Source organism: Acinetobacter sp. 1124_18A (assembly GCF_052824995.1).
In genome coordinates this window covers 106,819-125,860 of sequence record NZ_VTDF01000007.1, presented here as the reverse complement: position 1 = coordinate 125,860, position 19,042 = coordinate 106,819, and the positions used below count along the sequence as shown (strand labels likewise).

11 protein-coding genes are annotated in these 19,042 nt (G+C 42.1%); 2 read left to right on the top strand and 9 right to left on the bottom strand.

The window, feature by feature from the left end; genetic code table 11:
• Positions 1 to 126 precede the first annotated feature (126 nt).
• The 9 genes from FY048_RS14730 to abaR form a co-directional block, all read right to left on the bottom strand.
• A complete protein-coding gene (locus FY048_RS14730) occupies positions 127 to 888 on the bottom strand; it encodes a 4'-phosphopantetheinyl transferase family protein (protein WP_446091637.1) in 762 nt (253 codons plus the stop codon).
• On the bottom strand, positions 888 to 2,741 hold the full coding sequence (locus FY048_RS14725; protein WP_446091636.1) for an alpha/beta fold hydrolase: 1,854 nt from the start codon (positions 2,739 to 2,741) through the stop codon (positions 888 to 890). The genes FY048_RS14730 and FY048_RS14725 overlap by 1 nt, the downstream gene beginning before the upstream one ends.
• Positions 2,742 to 2,793: 52 nt before the next feature.
• A complete protein-coding gene (locus tag FY048_RS14720; protein WP_446091635.1) occupies positions 2,794 to 4,068 on the bottom strand; it encodes a porin in 1,275 nt (424 codons plus the stop codon).
• Positions 4,065 to 7,715 carry an outer membrane lipoprotein-sorting protein gene (locus FY048_RS14715; RefSeq protein WP_446091634.1) on the bottom strand — a complete coding sequence of 1,217 codons (3,651 nt, stop codon included), beginning with the start codon at positions 7,713 to 7,715 and terminating at the stop codon, positions 4,065 to 4,067. The genes FY048_RS14720 and FY048_RS14715 overlap by 4 nt, the downstream gene beginning before the upstream one ends.
• Before the next feature lie 24 nt (positions 7,716 to 7,739).
• On the bottom strand, positions 7,740 to 11,699 hold the full coding sequence (locus FY048_RS14710) for a non-ribosomal peptide synthetase (RefSeq protein ID WP_446091633.1): 3,960 nt from the start codon (positions 11,697 to 11,699) through the stop codon (positions 7,740 to 7,742).
• Positions 11,696 to 11,956, bottom strand: coding sequence for an acyl carrier protein (locus tag FY048_RS14705; RefSeq protein ID WP_003655615.1), 261 nt, complete (start codon positions 11,954 to 11,956; stop codon positions 11,696 to 11,698). Before FY048_RS14705 ends, FY048_RS14710 begins: the two co-directional genes overlap by 4 nt.
• Positions 11,953 to 13,728: an acyl-CoA dehydrogenase gene (locus tag FY048_RS14700; RefSeq protein ID WP_446091663.1), complete on the bottom strand. Its 1,776-nt coding sequence runs from the start codon at positions 13,726 to 13,728 to the stop codon at positions 11,953 to 11,955. Before FY048_RS14700 ends, FY048_RS14705 begins: the two co-directional genes overlap by 4 nt.
• A 50-nt stretch (positions 13,729 to 13,778) precedes the next feature.
• Positions 13,779 to 15,668 (bottom strand): fatty acyl-AMP ligase, encoded by a 1,890-nt coding sequence (locus tag FY048_RS14695; RefSeq protein WP_446091632.1) that lies wholly within the window; start codon positions 15,666 to 15,668, stop codon positions 13,779 to 13,781.
• 858 nt (positions 15,669 to 16,526) lie between these two features.
• On the bottom strand, positions 16,527 to 17,243 hold the full coding sequence (abaR, locus tag FY048_RS14690; protein WP_347019093.1) for a LuxR family transcriptional regulator AbaR: 717 nt from the start codon (positions 17,241 to 17,243) through the stop codon (positions 16,527 to 16,529).
• 637 nt (positions 17,244 to 17,880) lie between these two features.
• Between abaR and FY048_RS14685 the strand changes: the two genes are divergently transcribed.
• Together FY048_RS14685 and abaI are read left to right on the top strand one after the other, a co-directional pair.
• Positions 17,881 to 18,297 (top strand): DUF4902 domain-containing protein, encoded by a 417-nt coding sequence (locus tag FY048_RS14685; RefSeq protein ID WP_446091631.1) that lies wholly within the window; start codon positions 17,881 to 17,883, stop codon positions 18,295 to 18,297.
• Between the two features lie 63 nt (positions 18,298 to 18,360).
• Positions 18,361 to 18,927 (top strand): acyl-homoserine-lactone synthase AbaI, encoded by a 567-nt coding sequence (gene abaI / locus FY048_RS14680; protein ID WP_446091630.1) that lies wholly within the window; start codon positions 18,361 to 18,363, stop codon positions 18,925 to 18,927.
• Positions 18,928 to 19,042: the final 115 nt, after the last annotated feature.

Genomic DNA, 19,042 nt, shown 5'->3' with positions numbered 1-19,042 from the left:
TTTTTATTGATTCATAATTTTTACTATATATCGTTTTACGGCATATTTTTGAGAATGACCCGACTCAAGGCTAAGTATTTCATTACTAGATTTACATTTTTAAATCATCAGTTATAACGATTTAATCTAGTTATATTTGCAAGGGGTTGGGGTTATTCGATGCATAGATATAAAAGGTAATAATTGAAAACAATCCAAACTAAATCTTTCTAGGCTACGACTCTGTTGTAAACATATAGAAAAGATGAAGTTAGAATCATATATATAGCTTTCAAAATAATACTCTTCTGTCTTTTGAGCACCATTGGTTGAATCGAGAAACAATACATGTTCAGGCAACACATGAAAGTTGAGCATTTTTAAATGACGACTCATTCCTTCGCCAGTACATTTGATATAGGCTTCTTTTAAGGTCCATATTTGAAAAAAACGTGGGTATACACTGACTGGATCAGCGAGTTCATTCTCTTTAATCCACTCAATTTCACTTAGGTCTAACACACTATCGACACGCATCCACTCGAACTCACGATCCACTTCTTCAATATCAACTCCTATTTCCCCTTCTTCAGTCACAGCAAGAATAATAACGTCCGCTGAGTGAGTAAGATTAAAATACACAGTCTTGCTACCTTCTACAAAAGGCTTGCCGTTGGGATGTAATTGGAGGTTGACCTCATGCGGAGAAATGCCTAGCTTATCTGCCAATACAGTCTTCACTAATACGCGAGAGATCAAGAAAAGACGAGCCGCCTTAGGGTGATATTGATCATATCTCAGCTTCTCTGCCGAACTGAGAAAGCCGAGATAATGACTCAATACCAAATGGTCTTGTGGTACCCGTGAAACTGGGCAGACATAAACCTGTACTTGGGCACGATCAGACATTAGGAAACTGTAGTGCTGTTGTACTTCGCCAGAACAGGTATGAGGTAGTCAGAAACCGTATCTACATGTGTAACGTGTGGATTATGGCCAGCGCCAGCGATAATATGTATAGGGATATCTGCGCTTATTGTGGTAACAATTGGGTCGTTCTCTCCAACAATGATTTCAACTTTAGAGCGAAGCTCGTTTAACAAAGCTGTCTGAGTTGCTCGCTGCTGCGGCAAACTAATTCGGTGCATATACTCACTAATATGCTTGGCTACCGACACTCGACGTAATGAATCCATCGCATAACCAACAGACGGATTTTGTTGTCCATCTGGATGTAGGTCTTTAGCAATCACATCTTTTGGTACAAAACGGAAAATCAGATTAGATATAGCTTTTATCTGAAACATTTTAGCCGCTTGGGCTTGAACAAAATAAGGCGATATGAGGATAAGGCGTGCAACTTTATCTGGATATTTCTTTGCAAGATTCAATGCAAAGAGACACCCTAGTGAGTGTGCAACAACAACACTATTTGGTGCTAAGAGCTTTGAAGCAGCATCGATAAACTGACGGTTGTTATCTTCCATCATCTCATAACTACCTGAACGTCCAAGTCCCGGCAAGTCCATCATAGCGATCTGATCATGTGTGATTTTATTGATGATTGGAGACCAGCATGCACTATCAAATGGAATGCCATGTAAAAATAATGCAGACGATGGGTCAGAACTAATCGGCTGTTTAGTATAAATTTCTGTCCAATATCGGTTCTGATAGCTGAAACAACTAGGGGTTGGTACTTGCATACGACCAAAACGTGTAAGCACAAGACGATCAATCCAGTGAGAGAAATAAGGACTGATATTGATTAGGTCCGCGATACCCATTTTCGCTGCCATCGCCTCTGCCCCAGCGACATTATAGTGCTCAGTAGAAATGAAAGAGAGTTGTTCTTTAGAACCATCAAGCAATACTTCAGGCAATTTCTTTAATAGACCTTTGGGTAGTTGTAAATGTGGTGCGCTGACTCCTAAGTGCTCCGCAGCTAGGTGAACCAAGCTATGAAACTTGGGTGTCGCAGGATCAAGCAACATATATTCCTGAGCGATGGTCTCAGGATAAGACATCGTTCGGATCAGAAAGCTCACGATATACTGCATATTGCACAGTGGCAGGAATGTGTCACGGCCACCTGGCAATGCCAGCAGACGTCCCTGATATAGCTTATCAATCATGTCAGCGACACCAATATATTGCATGTCGCCATATGTATAGAAACCATCAATGACTGTCGCAGGATTTATTGCAGTCCATGGCACATTTAAACGCTTACAGGCCTCAATGAAAGCTTGATACCCCAAAATTTTTGAAGCTTCATAGCCACCATGTTTGCAATACAACTCATCAGCCGACTCTTGTGGCGGAGCAGCCACACGATATCCGCCAATCCAGATAAATCGCTCAAGCTGCTTCAATGTTGCAGCCCATTCAATCAAGGCAAGTCCTGACTTAATATTGGTACGCTCAGCTTCAGCTTTGCTAATGCCCCAATTAAATGATGCAGCAAGATGATAAATCACATGGATCTTTGCCTGAGCATCTGCTAACAGAGAGTCCAGCTTAAAATCGCGGCTTAAATCATATTCGACAAACGAAATAGACGGATCGACCAGCCCTTCTGTTGCAATGAAACCTAACAGTTTATCTTTCTTGGTTGTGGCATTACGCAGCGCAGCAATCACCTGATGGCCTTCACGCAGAAGTTCAACGATCAATCTACTGCCAATAAAACCTGCCGCGCCTGTTACTAATATGGTCTTCCGTGAAAAATTATCTTTTTTTGCGTTATTTAAATTACCCATAAATCACCTTATTAGGGACTGCAAACTCCAGCATTATTTGGAGCGAATTATCTTAAAAATTATATCGAACCTGAGCATACACCAGACTGTTATCTCTAAATTGTCCTAGCACCGTGTCATTTCTGCCCCAGAAGCGATCTCCACCTACATTCAATTGCCAATGATCATCAAGGCTGTAATTAATACGTACTCTCAATAATTCAGTAGGCTCTGGTGCAAAATAGAATCCTGTGACTTCTAATTTCAGATTATCATTCAGTAAGTTAAGTGCATAGCGCAGCATAGCTCCATACTGGTCTTGCTCATATTGGTTACTGATTGTTTGCTGATAACGGTAGACTGCACTCAATGATGGATTTGTTAGGCTGTCGGCAGATCTAAAGTCCTCCGTATGTTTGTATACGCCAACCAAACTTAGCGTTGAATTCTTCAATGCTAATTCTGGCCCCATGACCACGGTCAGATTATTTTTTTTATGCGTAATATCTTCGCTACCGTTCGAGTCAGTGTGCGTATATGCCGCTTCACCGCGCCACACGATATCGTTATGGTTATAGCTGAAATCAAATCCATAGACGGACATAGGATTATTTTTCAGTTGCAATGTAGCTTCCCCTGTTGGAGATGCTGAAAGAACTGACAGATCGGGCATATGATCCAAACCTGAGAAATACGATGCACCAACATCAAGACCATCTACAGAGTAATCCCACCGCACTGCAAATGCAGGACGGCTCTTCTTATCTATTTCATACTGGACACCAGCAATCTGGCGCAATGGGATTACATCTGATCGACTACGCGGATACCATAATACTGTCCATTTATTGGTTCCTGATTCAGGAATATATGTCAATTTGAGAGCATCATTTCCAAGACGTTGATCTGTCTCCTCTGGCACCAGCCGCGTATAGTCACGGGGCGATAGATTATCCGTTGGGTTAATTCCATCAGCTCTCCCCCAGACTACAATCTGGCGACCAACGTCGACATAGACTGTCTGATCCCAGTTATAAGAAGCATACAACTCACGTAAGTTACGATTTACCTTACTCACCTGATCTGGGTTTACAGTATGGTCCGTTTCGTCTCCAATATTTATGTCGTAATGGATCTTAAACTCTGGATTAAACTTGAGCGTACCATTGGACCAGAGACTTGCTTGTCCAATGTTTTTTAATGAACTTAAATCACGATCCGATGACCACACATCAAATCTAGCCGAGTTCTGGCTCACGAAACTAATTTCGCTGTCATCTGCATAAGCGTGCTGCAGTAGCATAAAGCTACTGCAGCATGCAAATACCCAATTGGCACCTTGCGTCATTTCTCAAGACTCTGCGGTGAGAAAATCTTATCAGATAAGGTTTTCTCTGCGACAAAATCACTGACGATAACTTGTGTCATATGCTGAGTTTGCAGGTTCTTTGCCATAGATTTCATGGCCTGCCATCTTGGTTTCACTTTGCCGTAAGGGCGGATATCTGTGAATTCAATATGCTTTAACGGCTTACCTGCGGTATCCCAAATGTCGATGGTTGCTGTAACGAAGTTGTCTTTCATTATGCACATACGACGTTTGCTATAACCAAAGTCACTCTTCACAGTATTATTGATTGGCGTTGCTTCAATCGTGTAGCAATCTTTGCCATTAAATTTACCATCTGCAAGTTTAGTGTACTTCCAGTCACTTAACTTATAACCAAGTACATCACCATAACTAAAGTCCGTACCAATAAAAGCATCACCTTTATTCGCCGATGCCAAACGACGTACTTTTTTCAATGCTGGCAAATAGACAAACATGCTATCGCTGCCTTTTGCATTCTCAATCAACAGCGTCGTGGTGCCCTGTACATCTGCTGGTGAGATGAATTCAGTCAAACGCATATTGTTCTGAGTATTTCCAGCCAGCTTGGTCATATTTTTAGTCAAACGTACGCGTTGCTCGCCATTTTTAGACGTCAGCACAAATTTGGCACTAGCACTTGAACTCAAAAACTTAGAGGCGTCATCACTACGATTAACAATATCTTGAACTTCATCTGCATAAGATGTTTTAGGCATCGACATTGTGAGCGCCGTACCCAACAAAAGACTTGTTACAACAGTTTGCGCAACGGTAATACTCTTCTTATTTGAAGGAAAGATAAAACGAGGTTTCAAGATTAGAATCATTGTAGGTACCATAATTAAAGTTGCAAATACACTGAAAAGCATCGCAATTACAATAAACATCGCTAGCCATTGATGCACATGGAAGCCTTGCGATAGGGACAATACACCATACCCACCAGCAACAGCAGTCGCGACAAAAAGCGAAGCCTTACCAGCCGTACTTAAAGTTTTACGAATAGCATCTTTGATATCACCACCCTCTTCACTCAATATTTCTCGCAAGCGATAGAGGAAGTAAATGGCATAATCTGCACCAATACCAACAGCCATGGCCGAGATAAGGGAGTTCGGAATATTGAGTGGTATGTCGAGCCAGCCCATCACACCAAAGATCGCAAGAATCGAGAATAGAAGTGGCGTCAGGACAATGAGTCCCGCTGAAAGCGAACGGAAAACTAGCGCTGAGATAAAGAATACGGCAAATGAAATTTGTAGAATGTTCATGAGCTTGCCGTGAACCATCGTTTCAGTCAAAGCAATGGTTTGAGTCACATCACCACCAAAACTCACGACAGCTTTATCACCCAATTGACCCGCCATATATGTTTTTAGCGACTCAAGGATTTCTTTAATACGGTGATTACTACCTGTTTTTAACAGAATCGTGATCTTGGCATAACGCTGAGTCGGATCAATGTAAGATTCAAAATCAGTTGGTTCACCAGACATTGAATACAACAGCAAATACTGCGCAACCACATCTTTGGTTGCAGGGACCTGAAATGCTTGTGGCTGATCGGCATTCATTGCCTGATTCATTCTCTTGATATAGTCCACGATAGAGATTGTTTTACCGACCTCTGGGATTGAATTCGCGAACTTCTCTGTATTATCAATCGCTTTTAGGATGTCTGGGTTTTCAATACCATCACGAACCTTCGTATCGACCATAATGTAGAGACTGTTTGTACCGCCAAGAGACTGATTCAAGAATCTGTCGTCTTGCTGCATTGGTAGGTCGCGCGAGAAGAAGTTACGGCTATCGTTATCTACCACAATACGACTCGTGCCGATCGCAAGAAATACACCAATTGCCGCAATCGCAGTCATTAGCATCATTCGTGGACGAACTGACAAAATGGCATCACCAATGCGTTTTGGAATCCAGTCCCAGATTGGTAGACCTTTGCGTGCAACCTTGGTAACCGAAGGTGGTGGTAGCATCGAGCGAAGTACAGGAATAAAAGTCATCTCAATGATCAGCGTACTGATGATCCCGATTCCTGTAAAAATACCAAATGAGCGAATAGTCGGAATATTAAAGGTCAACAGCGAGAAGAATCCAGCCGCGGCAATTCCGCCAGCCAATATCATAACCGGACCGACACGAACCATAGACTGCACCACGGCTTCGCTATTCGCAGCTTTAGGTTCCATCCCTTGGGCAGTCAGTCGATCAAAGTCTTCATAGTATCGCTTGAGCAACTGCACGGCGTGCCCTGCCGCAATGGCCAGAATCAGAATAGGTGTAGGAGAGTTAAAAATATCCATTGGCTGTTTGAACAGACCCATCATACCCATACCCCACGCCACAGCCAGTAAAGCTGTAACTAGTGGAAGGATCAAACCCTGCTTACTGCGGAATGCTTCGAAGTGCAATAACCCAATGACCAGTATGGCAATCGGGAACAAGATGTTGATACGCTTAGAGTAATCTTCAGCTTTATCTAAATAGACTGGATTACCACCAACACTGATGGTCATATCTTTAGACTGTTCAGCCGCTACGATTTTGTTGATCGGGCCCATCATCTTTTGGAAGCCCTCTGGACTTTCCTCAAGCTCAAGCAAAATAGCAGCAGTTTTTTGATCTTTAGATACTACCGAGTTCATATAAATTGGATTCAGTGCCAGCAGTTTTTTCAGCTGATCAACATCACTCTCGGTTACAGAACTGTTCGGCAGTAGTTTCTTGGCATCAAATCCATCCGAATTGGCAGTGATCCCTTTGGCCTGACGCGCAGCCAGACTCATCAGAGTAGATCGAACCACACCCGGAGCATTATCAACTTCTTCGGTAATGCGTTTGACTTTTTCTAACACTTGCGGCTGATAAATATCACCCTGCTTTGGTGTAATACCAATCACGACCATGTACTTAGAGCCGAATTTCTTTTCAATCAGCTTGGTCGAGGTGATATAAGGATGTCCTTTAGGGGCAAGCGCGTCTGGATCAATAATAATTTTTACGCCAGATGCAAGATATGCCAAGGCAATCGTCAAGAGCATGACCACTGTCAGCACAATACGGCGATGTTTGAGAATCCAACGCGAGTATTGTTCCATCACCTGATGAGTCTTACGAAGTGGTTTAGTGGTCTCATGCGTTTGCTTACTATCTTTACCAGCCGACTCATAGGCTTCGCCCTTCTGAGCCAATGCTTCAAGATTAGCAACATCTTTCTTGAACTGAGCAAGAACCATCTTTTTCAGCAGCGCTGGAGGCAATACACCAAAAAAGCTGCCTGGCTCAGCCTCAAACACCCACTCAATCCATGTACCTTCAGGATGTGGTTTGAAGCGGTAAGTACCTGTGTAGAGGAAAGGTCCTTCAACGACTTTGAACGCATACAATTCGTTCGGTACTAAATGTGTGATTTCACCTTTAAAGGACATCTCACGTCCAATAAAGCTAAAACCGATTTCATACTTGCTGCCCACACGTGGAGTATTGTCTAGCAGTTCAGAATGCTTACACGACAATTGCCAACCTGCATCATTAGCTGGGTTTGCAAGATATTTGAAAACCTTGTCAATCTCAGCTGGTATGAGGAAAGCATGTTCTATGGTCACCATAGTGGTTCTACCTTCTTGTATTTTTCATGCAGGAATTGGATACATCTGATCAATCGTCTGGGCAACAGCCACAACGTTCTCAGCGTACATAATTGATGAATGGTCACCAGGCAGATCCACCTGTGTAAACGTATCTTTGACCAGTTGGTCCCAACCTAGACTTTCGCCAAAATCTTCCAGCTCATCTTTGGCCTTAACCAAGAGAATCGGAAAATCTTCAGGCTCTGGGAAATAGGTCTGGAGTGCGATGCCATTCGCCAAATAGGTATCAAAGTAAAGTCGGAAATCTGATGGATCTGCATCTAGAGGTAGGACGTTAATAGCCTTGGCTTCTTTAAGTACATGATCAAACATGTGATCCGGACTCAATTCACGCAAGTATTGCGCTGGTATCGTCAGCTTTTTGCCATATGGCGCAGCCAAATCACGGGCAAACCAAGATAAAAGCATCGCATCGTCGGCATCTTCAGGCACATTCTCTGTAATCGGAGCTCGGGTATCGATCATGACAATACCTGTGACCTGCTGCCCCATTTGACGCAACTGATGACTGATCTCGTATGCAATCGCACCACCAAAGCACCAACCACCAAGGAAATAAGGCCCCTCAGGCTGGGTCTTTTGCATTTCAGCAATATAGAGCGTTGCCATGTCTTCAATCGCCACTTCTGCTGCATCTGCTTCAATTAGTCCAGGGGACTGAATAGCACGTAAGGTGCGACTTGGATTAAGATGACGCGAAAGCTCCATATAACAGAAGGTACTACCACCAATTGGATGGAACAGCCACAGTGGTTGTTCGTAAGTTCCACGGCGCAGTTCAATTACGATAGAGGGTTTGACTTCTTTATTGTCACGAATGATCTCACCCAGACTCGCCACAGTGGAGTACTGTGCCAGCAAAGCAACTGGTAGATCGGTACTGAATACCTTTTTAAGATGATTGATAAGTTTTACAGCCAGCAACGAATGCCCGCCCAACTCGAAGAAATCATCATATATCCCAACCCGTTTAACCGATAAAATCTGCTCAAAGGTAGTACAGAGTTCAATTTCAATCGGATCGCGCGGTGCAACATAGTCATTGCTCTGCTCAAACACTGGCTCAGGAAATGCCTTACGGTCCAACTTATTGTTAGCCGTCATTGGAAACTCATCCAACGTCATAAACGTATTTGGCACCATGTAAGCTGGAAGATGGATTTGCATCGTCTTTTTCAGATTAGCAATGTCAATCTCATGTCCAGTTAAATAAGCCACCAGTTTCTGATCGTTGCTGGCTGTCGTCTTAACCAGCACGACTGCATCTGTGATCCCGTCGATCTGTTTGAGAACATTCTCGATTTCGCCTAGTTCAATGCGGAATCCACGAATCTTAACTTGGAAATCTAGACGTCCATGATGAGTCAAACTTCCATCTGTACGTAGACAGACTTTATCTCCAGTGCGATAGAGTCGACCAGCATTTGGAAGAGATGGCAAAGTTCTAAATTGCGCATCTGTCAGCTCAGGTCGATGCCAGTAATCAACTGCCAGACCATCACCTCCTATCCAAAGCTCTCCCATGACACCCGGCGGGACTAACCGCTGTTGTTCATCTAAAACATAGAGCTGTGTGTTCGCAAGTGGTTCGCCTAAATCAATATTTTTTGCATCGGTGATACGAGCCGCACTCGACCAGACAGTAGTTTCGGTCGGGCCATAGACATTCCAGAGACAGCCGACTTTACCGAGCAATTTTTCTGCCAGTATAGAGTCTAGCGCTTCGCCTCCGCAGAGTGCAGTCAACCCTAGATTGCCACTCCACTCGCTGTCTAAAAGCATTTTCCAAGAAGCTGGTGTTGCCTGCAACACATTGATAGACTTAGTATTTAGATAATCCACTAATTGATTGCCGTCTTGTGATACCTCACGTGGGCAAACATGTACTACACCGCCGTACATCAGTGGAATCAGTAACTCAAGAATTGAAATATCAAACGCATAAGTGGTGATTGCTAACAACTGAGTCTCAGTCGTTACTTGCAATCTATCATTCATGGATAACAAGAAATTAATGATTGAAGGATGCCCAATACGTACACCTTTTGGCTTACCTGTCGAGCCTGATGTGTACATCACATAAGCGGTCTCACCAAAGGCAAGCGTCTCGCGTACTTGCTCAAGGGGCACAACACCAGCTTGATTGATATCCAAACGCGGTACAGAAACTGTGAGAGCATCCATCAACTCGGTTTGAGTCAAGATTACTTTAGGTTCAGCATCTTCGATGATGTTATGTAGACGTTCACTTGGGAAATTAGGATCTAGTGGTACATAAGCTGCTCCTGCCGCCCAGATCCCGAGGATTGCTGCTGGTAATAATGCCGTACGGTCTAACATCAGACCTACATGATCGCCACGAGTAACGCCATGTACAAGCAAATATTCAGCGATACCAGCGATATGTTGACCTAACTCACGATAGCTAACCGCATGATCCTTCGAGGTCAGAGCATGATGATCACCACGTTCATCGATCTGCTTTAGAATCATTTCTAATAGATCATGTTGAGGATAATCAGTAGCCTGTCCACGTAGGGCATCGAACTGGATACCATCCTTATAATCAGGTGCGATATCTAACTCAACGATCTTACGCTCAGGATGAGCCACCATTTCTGATAATACAGCTTGCAGCAGTTGCACCATATTATCGGCAGATTGTGCAGAAAATAGCTCGGAGTTGTATTTCAATACGCCAACGAGTTCGCCTTGATATTCACCGCCCATTTCCAGCGTAAGATCCAATTGACCTTCTTGCTGGCGAACCGGAAAACTTCCTAACGTCAGGTCTTGACCAACCAAAGTCGCTGGGGTCTGGATTGGCAAGAGTAGTTCTTTAAACTCATCCATGCCGCCTAGACGTTCCCAGAACATTCCCACCTGCGCCAATGGATTAATACTGCCATCACGCTTTGGTGAAACAGCCTCAACCACTCTGGAAAAGGCAACTTTTTGATGCTTGAGACTTTGTCTTAATTGTTCCTGCACTTGCTGTGTAAACTGACGTAAAGTCTGATCAGCATCGATGTCCATGTGAATAGCAATCGTATTGACAAACTGCCCTAGTGCATTGCGCAGCGAGCGTTCAAGTCGACCAGCTACTGGTGTGGCAATAACGAGATCATTTTCATTCGATAGTTTGTGTAGCAGGATATAGAAACCAGATAGTACGAGTCCAAACAGCGTGATCTCATAATCTTTCGCCAAGTTCATAAGACCAGACGACACTGACTCAGGCACACGGAAAACCAGTGAGCTACCTTTATGTTGCTGTACAGCAGGACGTGGATAATCAAGCGGAATGCTATGCACGTGTGGTGCATGTTGCAACGCATTTTTCCAGAAGAGTAGACTCTCATCAGCGTCATCGGTCACAGTGCTCTGCTGCTTATCTGCATACTGTGCAAACTCGATTCCGTTCACTGTATCCGACTCTGTAACTAGTCCAAAACGTTTGCAGACATCACGCAACAAGAGACCAATCGACCAGAAGTCCATTAAGGCATGATGAATCACAACCGCAATCACATAGTGATTTTGACCGCGCTGATAGCAATGAATACGCCACAGCGGTGGCTGAGTCAGATCAAAGGGCTGCTTCGTATCCTGCTCGACTAATTGCGTCAAATCAGATGTATCGACATGACGAGCATCCGACACGATAATATTAGGATAGATACGATCCCAGATAAGTTGCTCAATACCCTGATCATTGGCAGGCATGCTTACACGCAGCAGCGGATAATCATGCATTACCGCCTCTAGAATCTCCATCGGCTTGTTGCCCAACGGTTGGTTAACCTTCACATCAAAGGCCACCACCATATTGTAGGCACTGCAAGTTGACTCAAGCCGCTGGATATACCAGATGCCGAGCTGTTCTGCAGAAATCGCATGGCGCGATAGAATTGCAGGTTCCAGTCGTACAAGGTTGTTCACGAAGCAACTCCCTGCTCCAACTGAGAAACGATATATTCAGCCAACGCATTAATGGTTGGGTAATCCCATAGTAGTGTCGGCTCAAGTTCCAGTTGTGTTAGATCCTCTAGATCTCCAGACACCGACAAAGCGACGATAGAATCAAGACCGTAACTGGTAAATTTTTTCTGTGGATCAAGAGTCTGGGGCTCTACGCGCATTTCTTTGGCTACTAGCGTGCGAATGATTTCGCTCCAGTAAGCTTTATCTTTATTCATGGGGTAATATCCTCTTTAACCGGTTTGGCATCACGCGGTGCCAGTGCAAAATCGATGACAGATAACATATGGTTGTTTGAAATTCGGTCTAGCAGATCTGCCAATGTGCTTTCACGCAGTGATGTCACTGGAGGGGACGTCTGCCCTTCAGCAGCATTTAGGAAAATGATCAGCCATGCACCATCCTGCAAAGCAGGTCTTAGGCCACGACGGTTAAAGACCCAGAAACCCAGCACAGCAATGCGAGCAAACAGCTCGGCATAGTCGCGGGCTAAGCTGAAACGTAATGTTTCGAACTCTTTAGCCGCATCTGAACTTGAGAAATAATCTTGAATTTTTTGATCTAGCGTACGCTGCTCGATAAGAAGTTGATCAGCACGCTCACGTAGCGTAGATAAGGTCTCAGCAGTCAGTCCCACTGTAACGTCAGCATCATTGAGCATCTCGATGATCGTTCCCAGTGACTCCATCACCAAGTCACCATCTCGGTTGAAAATCTCAAGCTCGCGGAAATCAATAGCGTCGGTTTCTACCTGCAAGTCATACAACTGGCGATAGCGTGCTTTAGCTTCGGCTTGGTCGAGATGGTCGGCTTTTTTGCTACGTCCTTTATTGGCAGATTTGAGCTGAAAACTCAGGCTGTCTAGACAGACGGTACTACTGCCGTCAAATACACTAACGATCAGATGATCTCTGAAAGCTTTCTGGTACATTCCATCAGCATATGCATTTCTTAAGAAAAAACGCGACCCAAGCACTGAGGAAGTAATTTTGGCCAGTGACTCTACATACTCAGGTACCAGTACCTTGATGATCGGTGACCATGTACTGAACTGATTGATACAGACGTGTAGCCCGCGTGCACCAACGAGTGATAAAACCTCAGCTGCTAACAGATAGGCATAGGCTGTAGCGAGTTGCTCACGTACTAGCGGAATGTTAATGACTTTTTTGTTATACAACTCGCGTTCGATAGCAAACTCGGTCGCAATGCGCAGCATCGTATCGCCAGCACCCAGAGAGAAGCTGCTGCAATATGCACGCGTCACCTGTAGCGTCTTGAGTCCAAGCTCCAACCCCTGACCTTCTTCACCGATCAGGGCATCTTTGTGAATTTCAGCATTGTTAAAGCCAATACCGCTAATATCTAACCCACGCATACCAACTGTTGGTAGGCGGTTCAGGCTATAAGTTCCTTTAGAAGCCATGTGACGCTTATCAAGCCAGAATGCACTCAGGCTACGGGGTCCACGATCATCTGATGTTTTTGCAATCAGACTTAAAGAGTCACCTAGAGTCGCACGATTGATCGACCACTTTTCGCCATTTAAGACGTATTTGCTCTCGTTAAGTTGTGCAGTTACTTCACTGGATAACAGATCGGCTCCATGCGCTTTCTCGCTATAAGCAAGCGCTGGTGCAGCACCACTCAAAATCCGACTAGCGATGTTTTCGCATTGATTAGGATTACCGCCAATCCATACGATCACAGACCAAGCATTCGTGCTATAGGTCGAATTGATTGTTAGATCACGGCGTGCAAGTACGCGATGCAGATATAGCAACTCTTCACCAATTTCCATGCGACCTCCGAGCTCTGAAGGTACATAAAAACGGTTCATGCCTACAGCATTCAGAAAATCAACGGCACGCTGAGGATATTGCTCCTTCTCATCACGTTCGATGGCAGCGGACCAAGAAAAATCATTATTGGTATCATGTACGGAGCCTAAAATTTGCTCCAGACGAGCAGCAGATTGAAACTGCCGCAAATTGGACGTAAGTGACATGAGTTTTTGCTCAAATGATTAAAGGGTAAGGATTAAAACAAAGCACTTTTCAGTCGATTAAAAATGAGCGCGCGCACTTCTCGTTCCTTGATCATTGAGTTGAGCAGATTGGAGCTATAACGAATCAGTTGCCCCCGCTGCTCACGATCACGGATGATTTCCAAGCCGTTCTTGACATAGTTTCGAGCCATCACCGTTCTACGGTTTGGATGGGTTAAACAGATCAGTTGACCGCGCTCGATCTGCTCTTTAATTTTTCTTCTTCTAATTTTGCCGCTGGTGGTCTTGTTGATCCGACCTTGATGCAGTAAATAGACACCTTCTACAGGCAAGCCGATATCAGCCGCCACTTGCTCTTTAACCTGAGTTCTGATGGTTTCAAAATTAAGGGTCTTGTCTATCGACTTCTTCTTGATCTCAAGTACAACCGTAACACCGTCAGAATTACCGAAATTCACTGCTGCAACACAACCCTTACGGACAGCAGGATGAGCTACTTCGACGGAGCACTCGATATCTTGCGGGTAATAGTTTTTGCCACGGATGATAATCACATCCTTAAGGCGACCAGTTACATACAGGTCTCCGTTTTTGATAAAGCCCATATCACCAGTTCTCAAGTAATGCACTTGACTAGGATTACCTGCTTTATCGAGGATGGTTGCAGCAAAGGTTTCCTGATTGACCTCAGGCTTCTGCCAGTAACCCGCAGTAACACTCTCACCTGCTAACCAGATTTCACCGACTTCATCAGCCCCTACCTCTTGGTGGGTATGCGGATTGACAATACGACAATCAATGTGTGTGGAGATCTTGCCACAGCTCACCACTTGCACAGCTGTCTGATCTTGACTAGTCTGTACCAAGTTGGCATTCAACTTTTCACGATCGATTGAAATAGCATTGAGAGGACCAGTTACACCACTGACTAAGAGCGTAACTTCTGCCAAGCCATAGCACGGCAAGAAAGTATCTAGTCTCAATTTCGACTGAGTATTGAACTTCTCCATGAAACTCTGCATGACGTTAGCCTTGATCGGCTCGGCACCGTTAAACAGCACACGCACACGGCTCAGATCAAGCGATGCAGCTTCATCATCCGAGATGCGGTGTAGGCACAATTCATAGGCAAAGTTTGGCCCACCACTAATCGTGACCCCTTTTTCGCTGATGAATTGCAGCCATTTAAGAGGTTTACGGATAAAATCCAGCGGTGACATCACATAGCAAGTCAGACCTACATACACAGTCTGTAAAACCGAGCCGATCAATCCCATATCGTGATAGACAGGTAACCATGTAAGACCGATATCATCGGCTTGTGTACCAAAAGCTTCAGCAATCATGACTTCATTTGCCATGATATTTTTATGGGTAACGATCACACCTTTAGGCCAACCTGTTGATCCTGAAGTGTATTGTAGGAAGCAAATATCTTCTTCAGAAATCAGAGGAAAATCCTTTTCCACCAAGTCACGTTGCAATTCGGCATCAACGGCATGCAATATTAAATTTTCATTTTGAGCTTTTAATGTGATCAGACCTGATAGCTCAAGAATCTTTTTGGTTGTGAGTACTATCTTTGGCTCACAGTCATTCATAATATTCAAAATATTAGAAAAACCGTTGCGATTAAAAGGCAAGCTGACAGGTACTGCGATAATTTTAGCTTTCAGACAAGCAAAGAACGATACGATAAAGTCCAGTCCAGGCTCGAACAACAATACGGCACGATCGCCACTGTCTACAAGATTCATTAATATTTGAGCTTGATATTGAACCCGCTCGTTCAGATCTGCATACGTCAGAGATTGAATACCACCAGATTGGCGTCCCAAATATTCAAAAGCAATCTTGCCTCCATTTAAATTTGCGTGGGATTCCAAAGTTGCAATGATATTATCCGTATCCATTACAGCCATAACTTAACTCCAATTATTTATAATTCACCCTTAAAACTCGCTAATTCAAAAATTACATGTCTAGCTGGGGCTTTTAATAAAAAATGAATATACTTTTTTTGTTTAAAATATAAATTCACATTATATTTTATGTGCGGGTGTTTTTTATTACACCTGTAAGGGTTTACAGGTTGGCCTGTATTTATTGAAAATTAAGACACTAGATCTCTTTCATAAATTATTTTTATTCAGTCAATTTTGTGAAATCTGGAAATTAAATTAAAACTCAAATTCAATTTTTTGCATCTATTCCAATAATATTTAACAACGTTTCTAAAGGTTTTTAGCCTACCAACTTACACCCAGTCCGTATTTTTATTTTGTTGATCTCTTGATTGTAGATCTAATTTACTGTGTGCTTTCTCTTTTCAAGGCAATAAAAGATTCAAGCAAAATCTTCTAATAGCCTTTATTTACAACGATAAAGTTCCAAAATAAATCTGCTTTAAATTGTATTTGAATAGCTCAAAATCATGTACAGCACCGTGACTAATATATAAAATTCGAATCGATGTATTTCACCCATAGATAATACAAAAAATACGAATATTTATTTTTTAGCAAGGATATTAATCAAGAAAACATTTATTATTAATATTAAAATAATAGAAAAATTAAAAAGACATTATTAGTTAAATTTTAAAAAAATACAGACTCCACAGTAAATAAGTTTTTATACAAAAACTCCATTTTGATTAAAATTTTATTAAATTAAAAAGTAATTTTAAAATAATTAATTTTATTTTAAACACACATCTAATAATAGTTTATTTTCTTAAAATCCAATATTAAAATTCTCTATCATCTATATATCTACCTTTATAAAATCCCCAACATCACAGCCCGAATAGCTGCTGAAATTTTATTATTCACATTTAGCTTCTGCATTGAATTTCCAAGATGAAAATTTACTGTTCTTTCAGTTACCCCGAGAATCTGGGCAATCTCTGCTGACGTTTTTCCTTCCGCAGTCCAACGTAGAACCTCTTTTTCCCGGTTCGTTAAATAAAGATTAAACTGAGCAAATTCCGCATCATTCACAATTTTAGCAATGCTGGAATGCACTGTCTGAGACAACCAATACATATTTGTATATTGAGCTTTCTGCTCTTTTTCTGATAATTGGTCAGCGGATCTTGCTAGTGTTAACATCCCCCTTGTACCAATAAAGTCACGGCTTGACTGTGCCCAACCAACTTTTAAACCATAAGAACGCGCCTCCTCCCAAAAATCTTTTTGAGATTGCGTGTTCGCAGATTGGCTCGACCAGACAAGAGGTTGAAGTGACAGCATACAATGCTGTACAGTTGGATCTACCACCACATATCGCTGTTTAACATAACGCTTCTGCCATGCTTCGGGATAATTATTCAACATAATCGTTTTTGGTTCAGCAATAGATAATGGTGCCTGCATTCCATAAGCACAATAATCAAATCCGAGCTTTAAAGCTGTAGATTTGACGACCTCAAATAGCTGATATTCATTTTTTACCATCAGAGATGCTGATAGTAAATCCTCTTGCCAATTTTCCATTTACTCTCATTAGACCTTATTCATAAATCATTTTTTTAGTTGCATATAGGGAATTCATAATCCAATTAACAACATTTTTGAGCCTGAGAGGGTGGTAAATTCTTCGGATAAACTAGTTTCAGAAAGCTTTTTAAGGTTGTTATATTGCATATGTGAATTATGCTTGAAAGTCTCAAATATAAAGAACGCATTTTATTCCAAAAATGAGTATTTTTTACTTTCAAAAGAAGTCTATTATTTATCCTTGTTTGTATATTTCTATTAATTTAACTAAATAATAACTTCTACTAACAATACACTCTATATAAGTTTTCCATTTATTATCTGGTGAAGCTTAGAATAATTATAATGATCTGGAAAATATTGTTTCAATAATGAGGATAGACATTATCTACAATGCACATGATAAATTTACCCTATTGATAATATTGAAATGAGCAACTCTCTCATATTGAAGCTACAGAATGCTCAATTTCTGCATAAGTAAAACCCACTGCCTGAATTACTTTCTAAAGAACAGCTTAACGCTGTGTACCACCAGATTACGACTGACCTGTAAAACATAACAGTATTTAATTGGCAATAATTTATGTTATTTATCTATAGAACTGTAATTCAAGTCACTTGAACAGGTAGCATGGTCACAATCCCCCCTGATTTCTCAATCTCAACAGATGGTTTTATTCGGATGAATGAAAACCAGCTTATGAATTACCCCCTCCAACATCTCATATCTACTGTTGAATCAACACAAATTGAAGATTCTCAAATTCTATATTATGGGTTTACTGAATGGGCAACATCACTGACCCCAGCTTTAAGTACCGGATGGGACTGGGAGTTTGTTGAGCAAGATGGCATCGCTAGCTTAAAGCGAATTGGGCTACCTCGAAGCAATATCATGATTGTTGATATATCTGGTACAGATATTGGATTTGATGTTACTGAAACATTAATCGAAAAAAAAATAGATACTTTGTTTTGGGAACAGTTCATTTATGCTCAAATCAATACAACGCATACAAAGACTAAATTAAGTCCAAATTTCTCGTAGAAACCTGTAAATTCTTACAGTTACCACCTTTTCAGCTGTCGAGTAAAGTCGCCTGAAAAATAAGTGGAAGCACTTGTAATGAATGTTATTGCTGGATTCCAAAACAATTTTTCAGAAGTCCTATATACCAAATTTAAAAGTTACCGCTACAAGGTATTTGTTGAACATTTGGGTTGGGAGTTGAACTGTCCAAATAATGAAGAACTAGATCAATTTGATAAAATCGATACAGCTTATGTCGTTGCTCAAGATAGAGAATCTAATATTATTGGCTGTGCCAGATTGCTACCCACCACTCAACCCTATTTACTCGGTGAAGTATTTCCTCAATTAATGAATGGAATGCCTATTCCTTGCTCGCCAGAAATTTGGGAGTTATCAAGATTTTCAGCCGTAGATTTCTCGAATCCACCTTCCTCTGCTAGTCAAGCAGTGTCATCTCCTGTTTCTATTGCAATTCTGCAAGAAGCGATCAACTTTGCAAGAGAACAAGGCGCAAAACAACTCATTACGACCTCACCTCTTGGTGTAGAGCGTTTATTACGTGCTGCGGGTTTTCGTGCTCATCGTGCAGGTCCGCCAATGGTTATCGACGGATATGCTATGTTTGCGTGCTTAATTGAAGTGTAGTTGGTTAAATCAAAGTCTAAAAAATTGGTAACATTGCAAAGATGAGGGGCATGAGTTCGAATCTTGTTTCCCTCGTTAAAATTTAAAAGCCCTAATCAAACGATTAGGGCTTTTT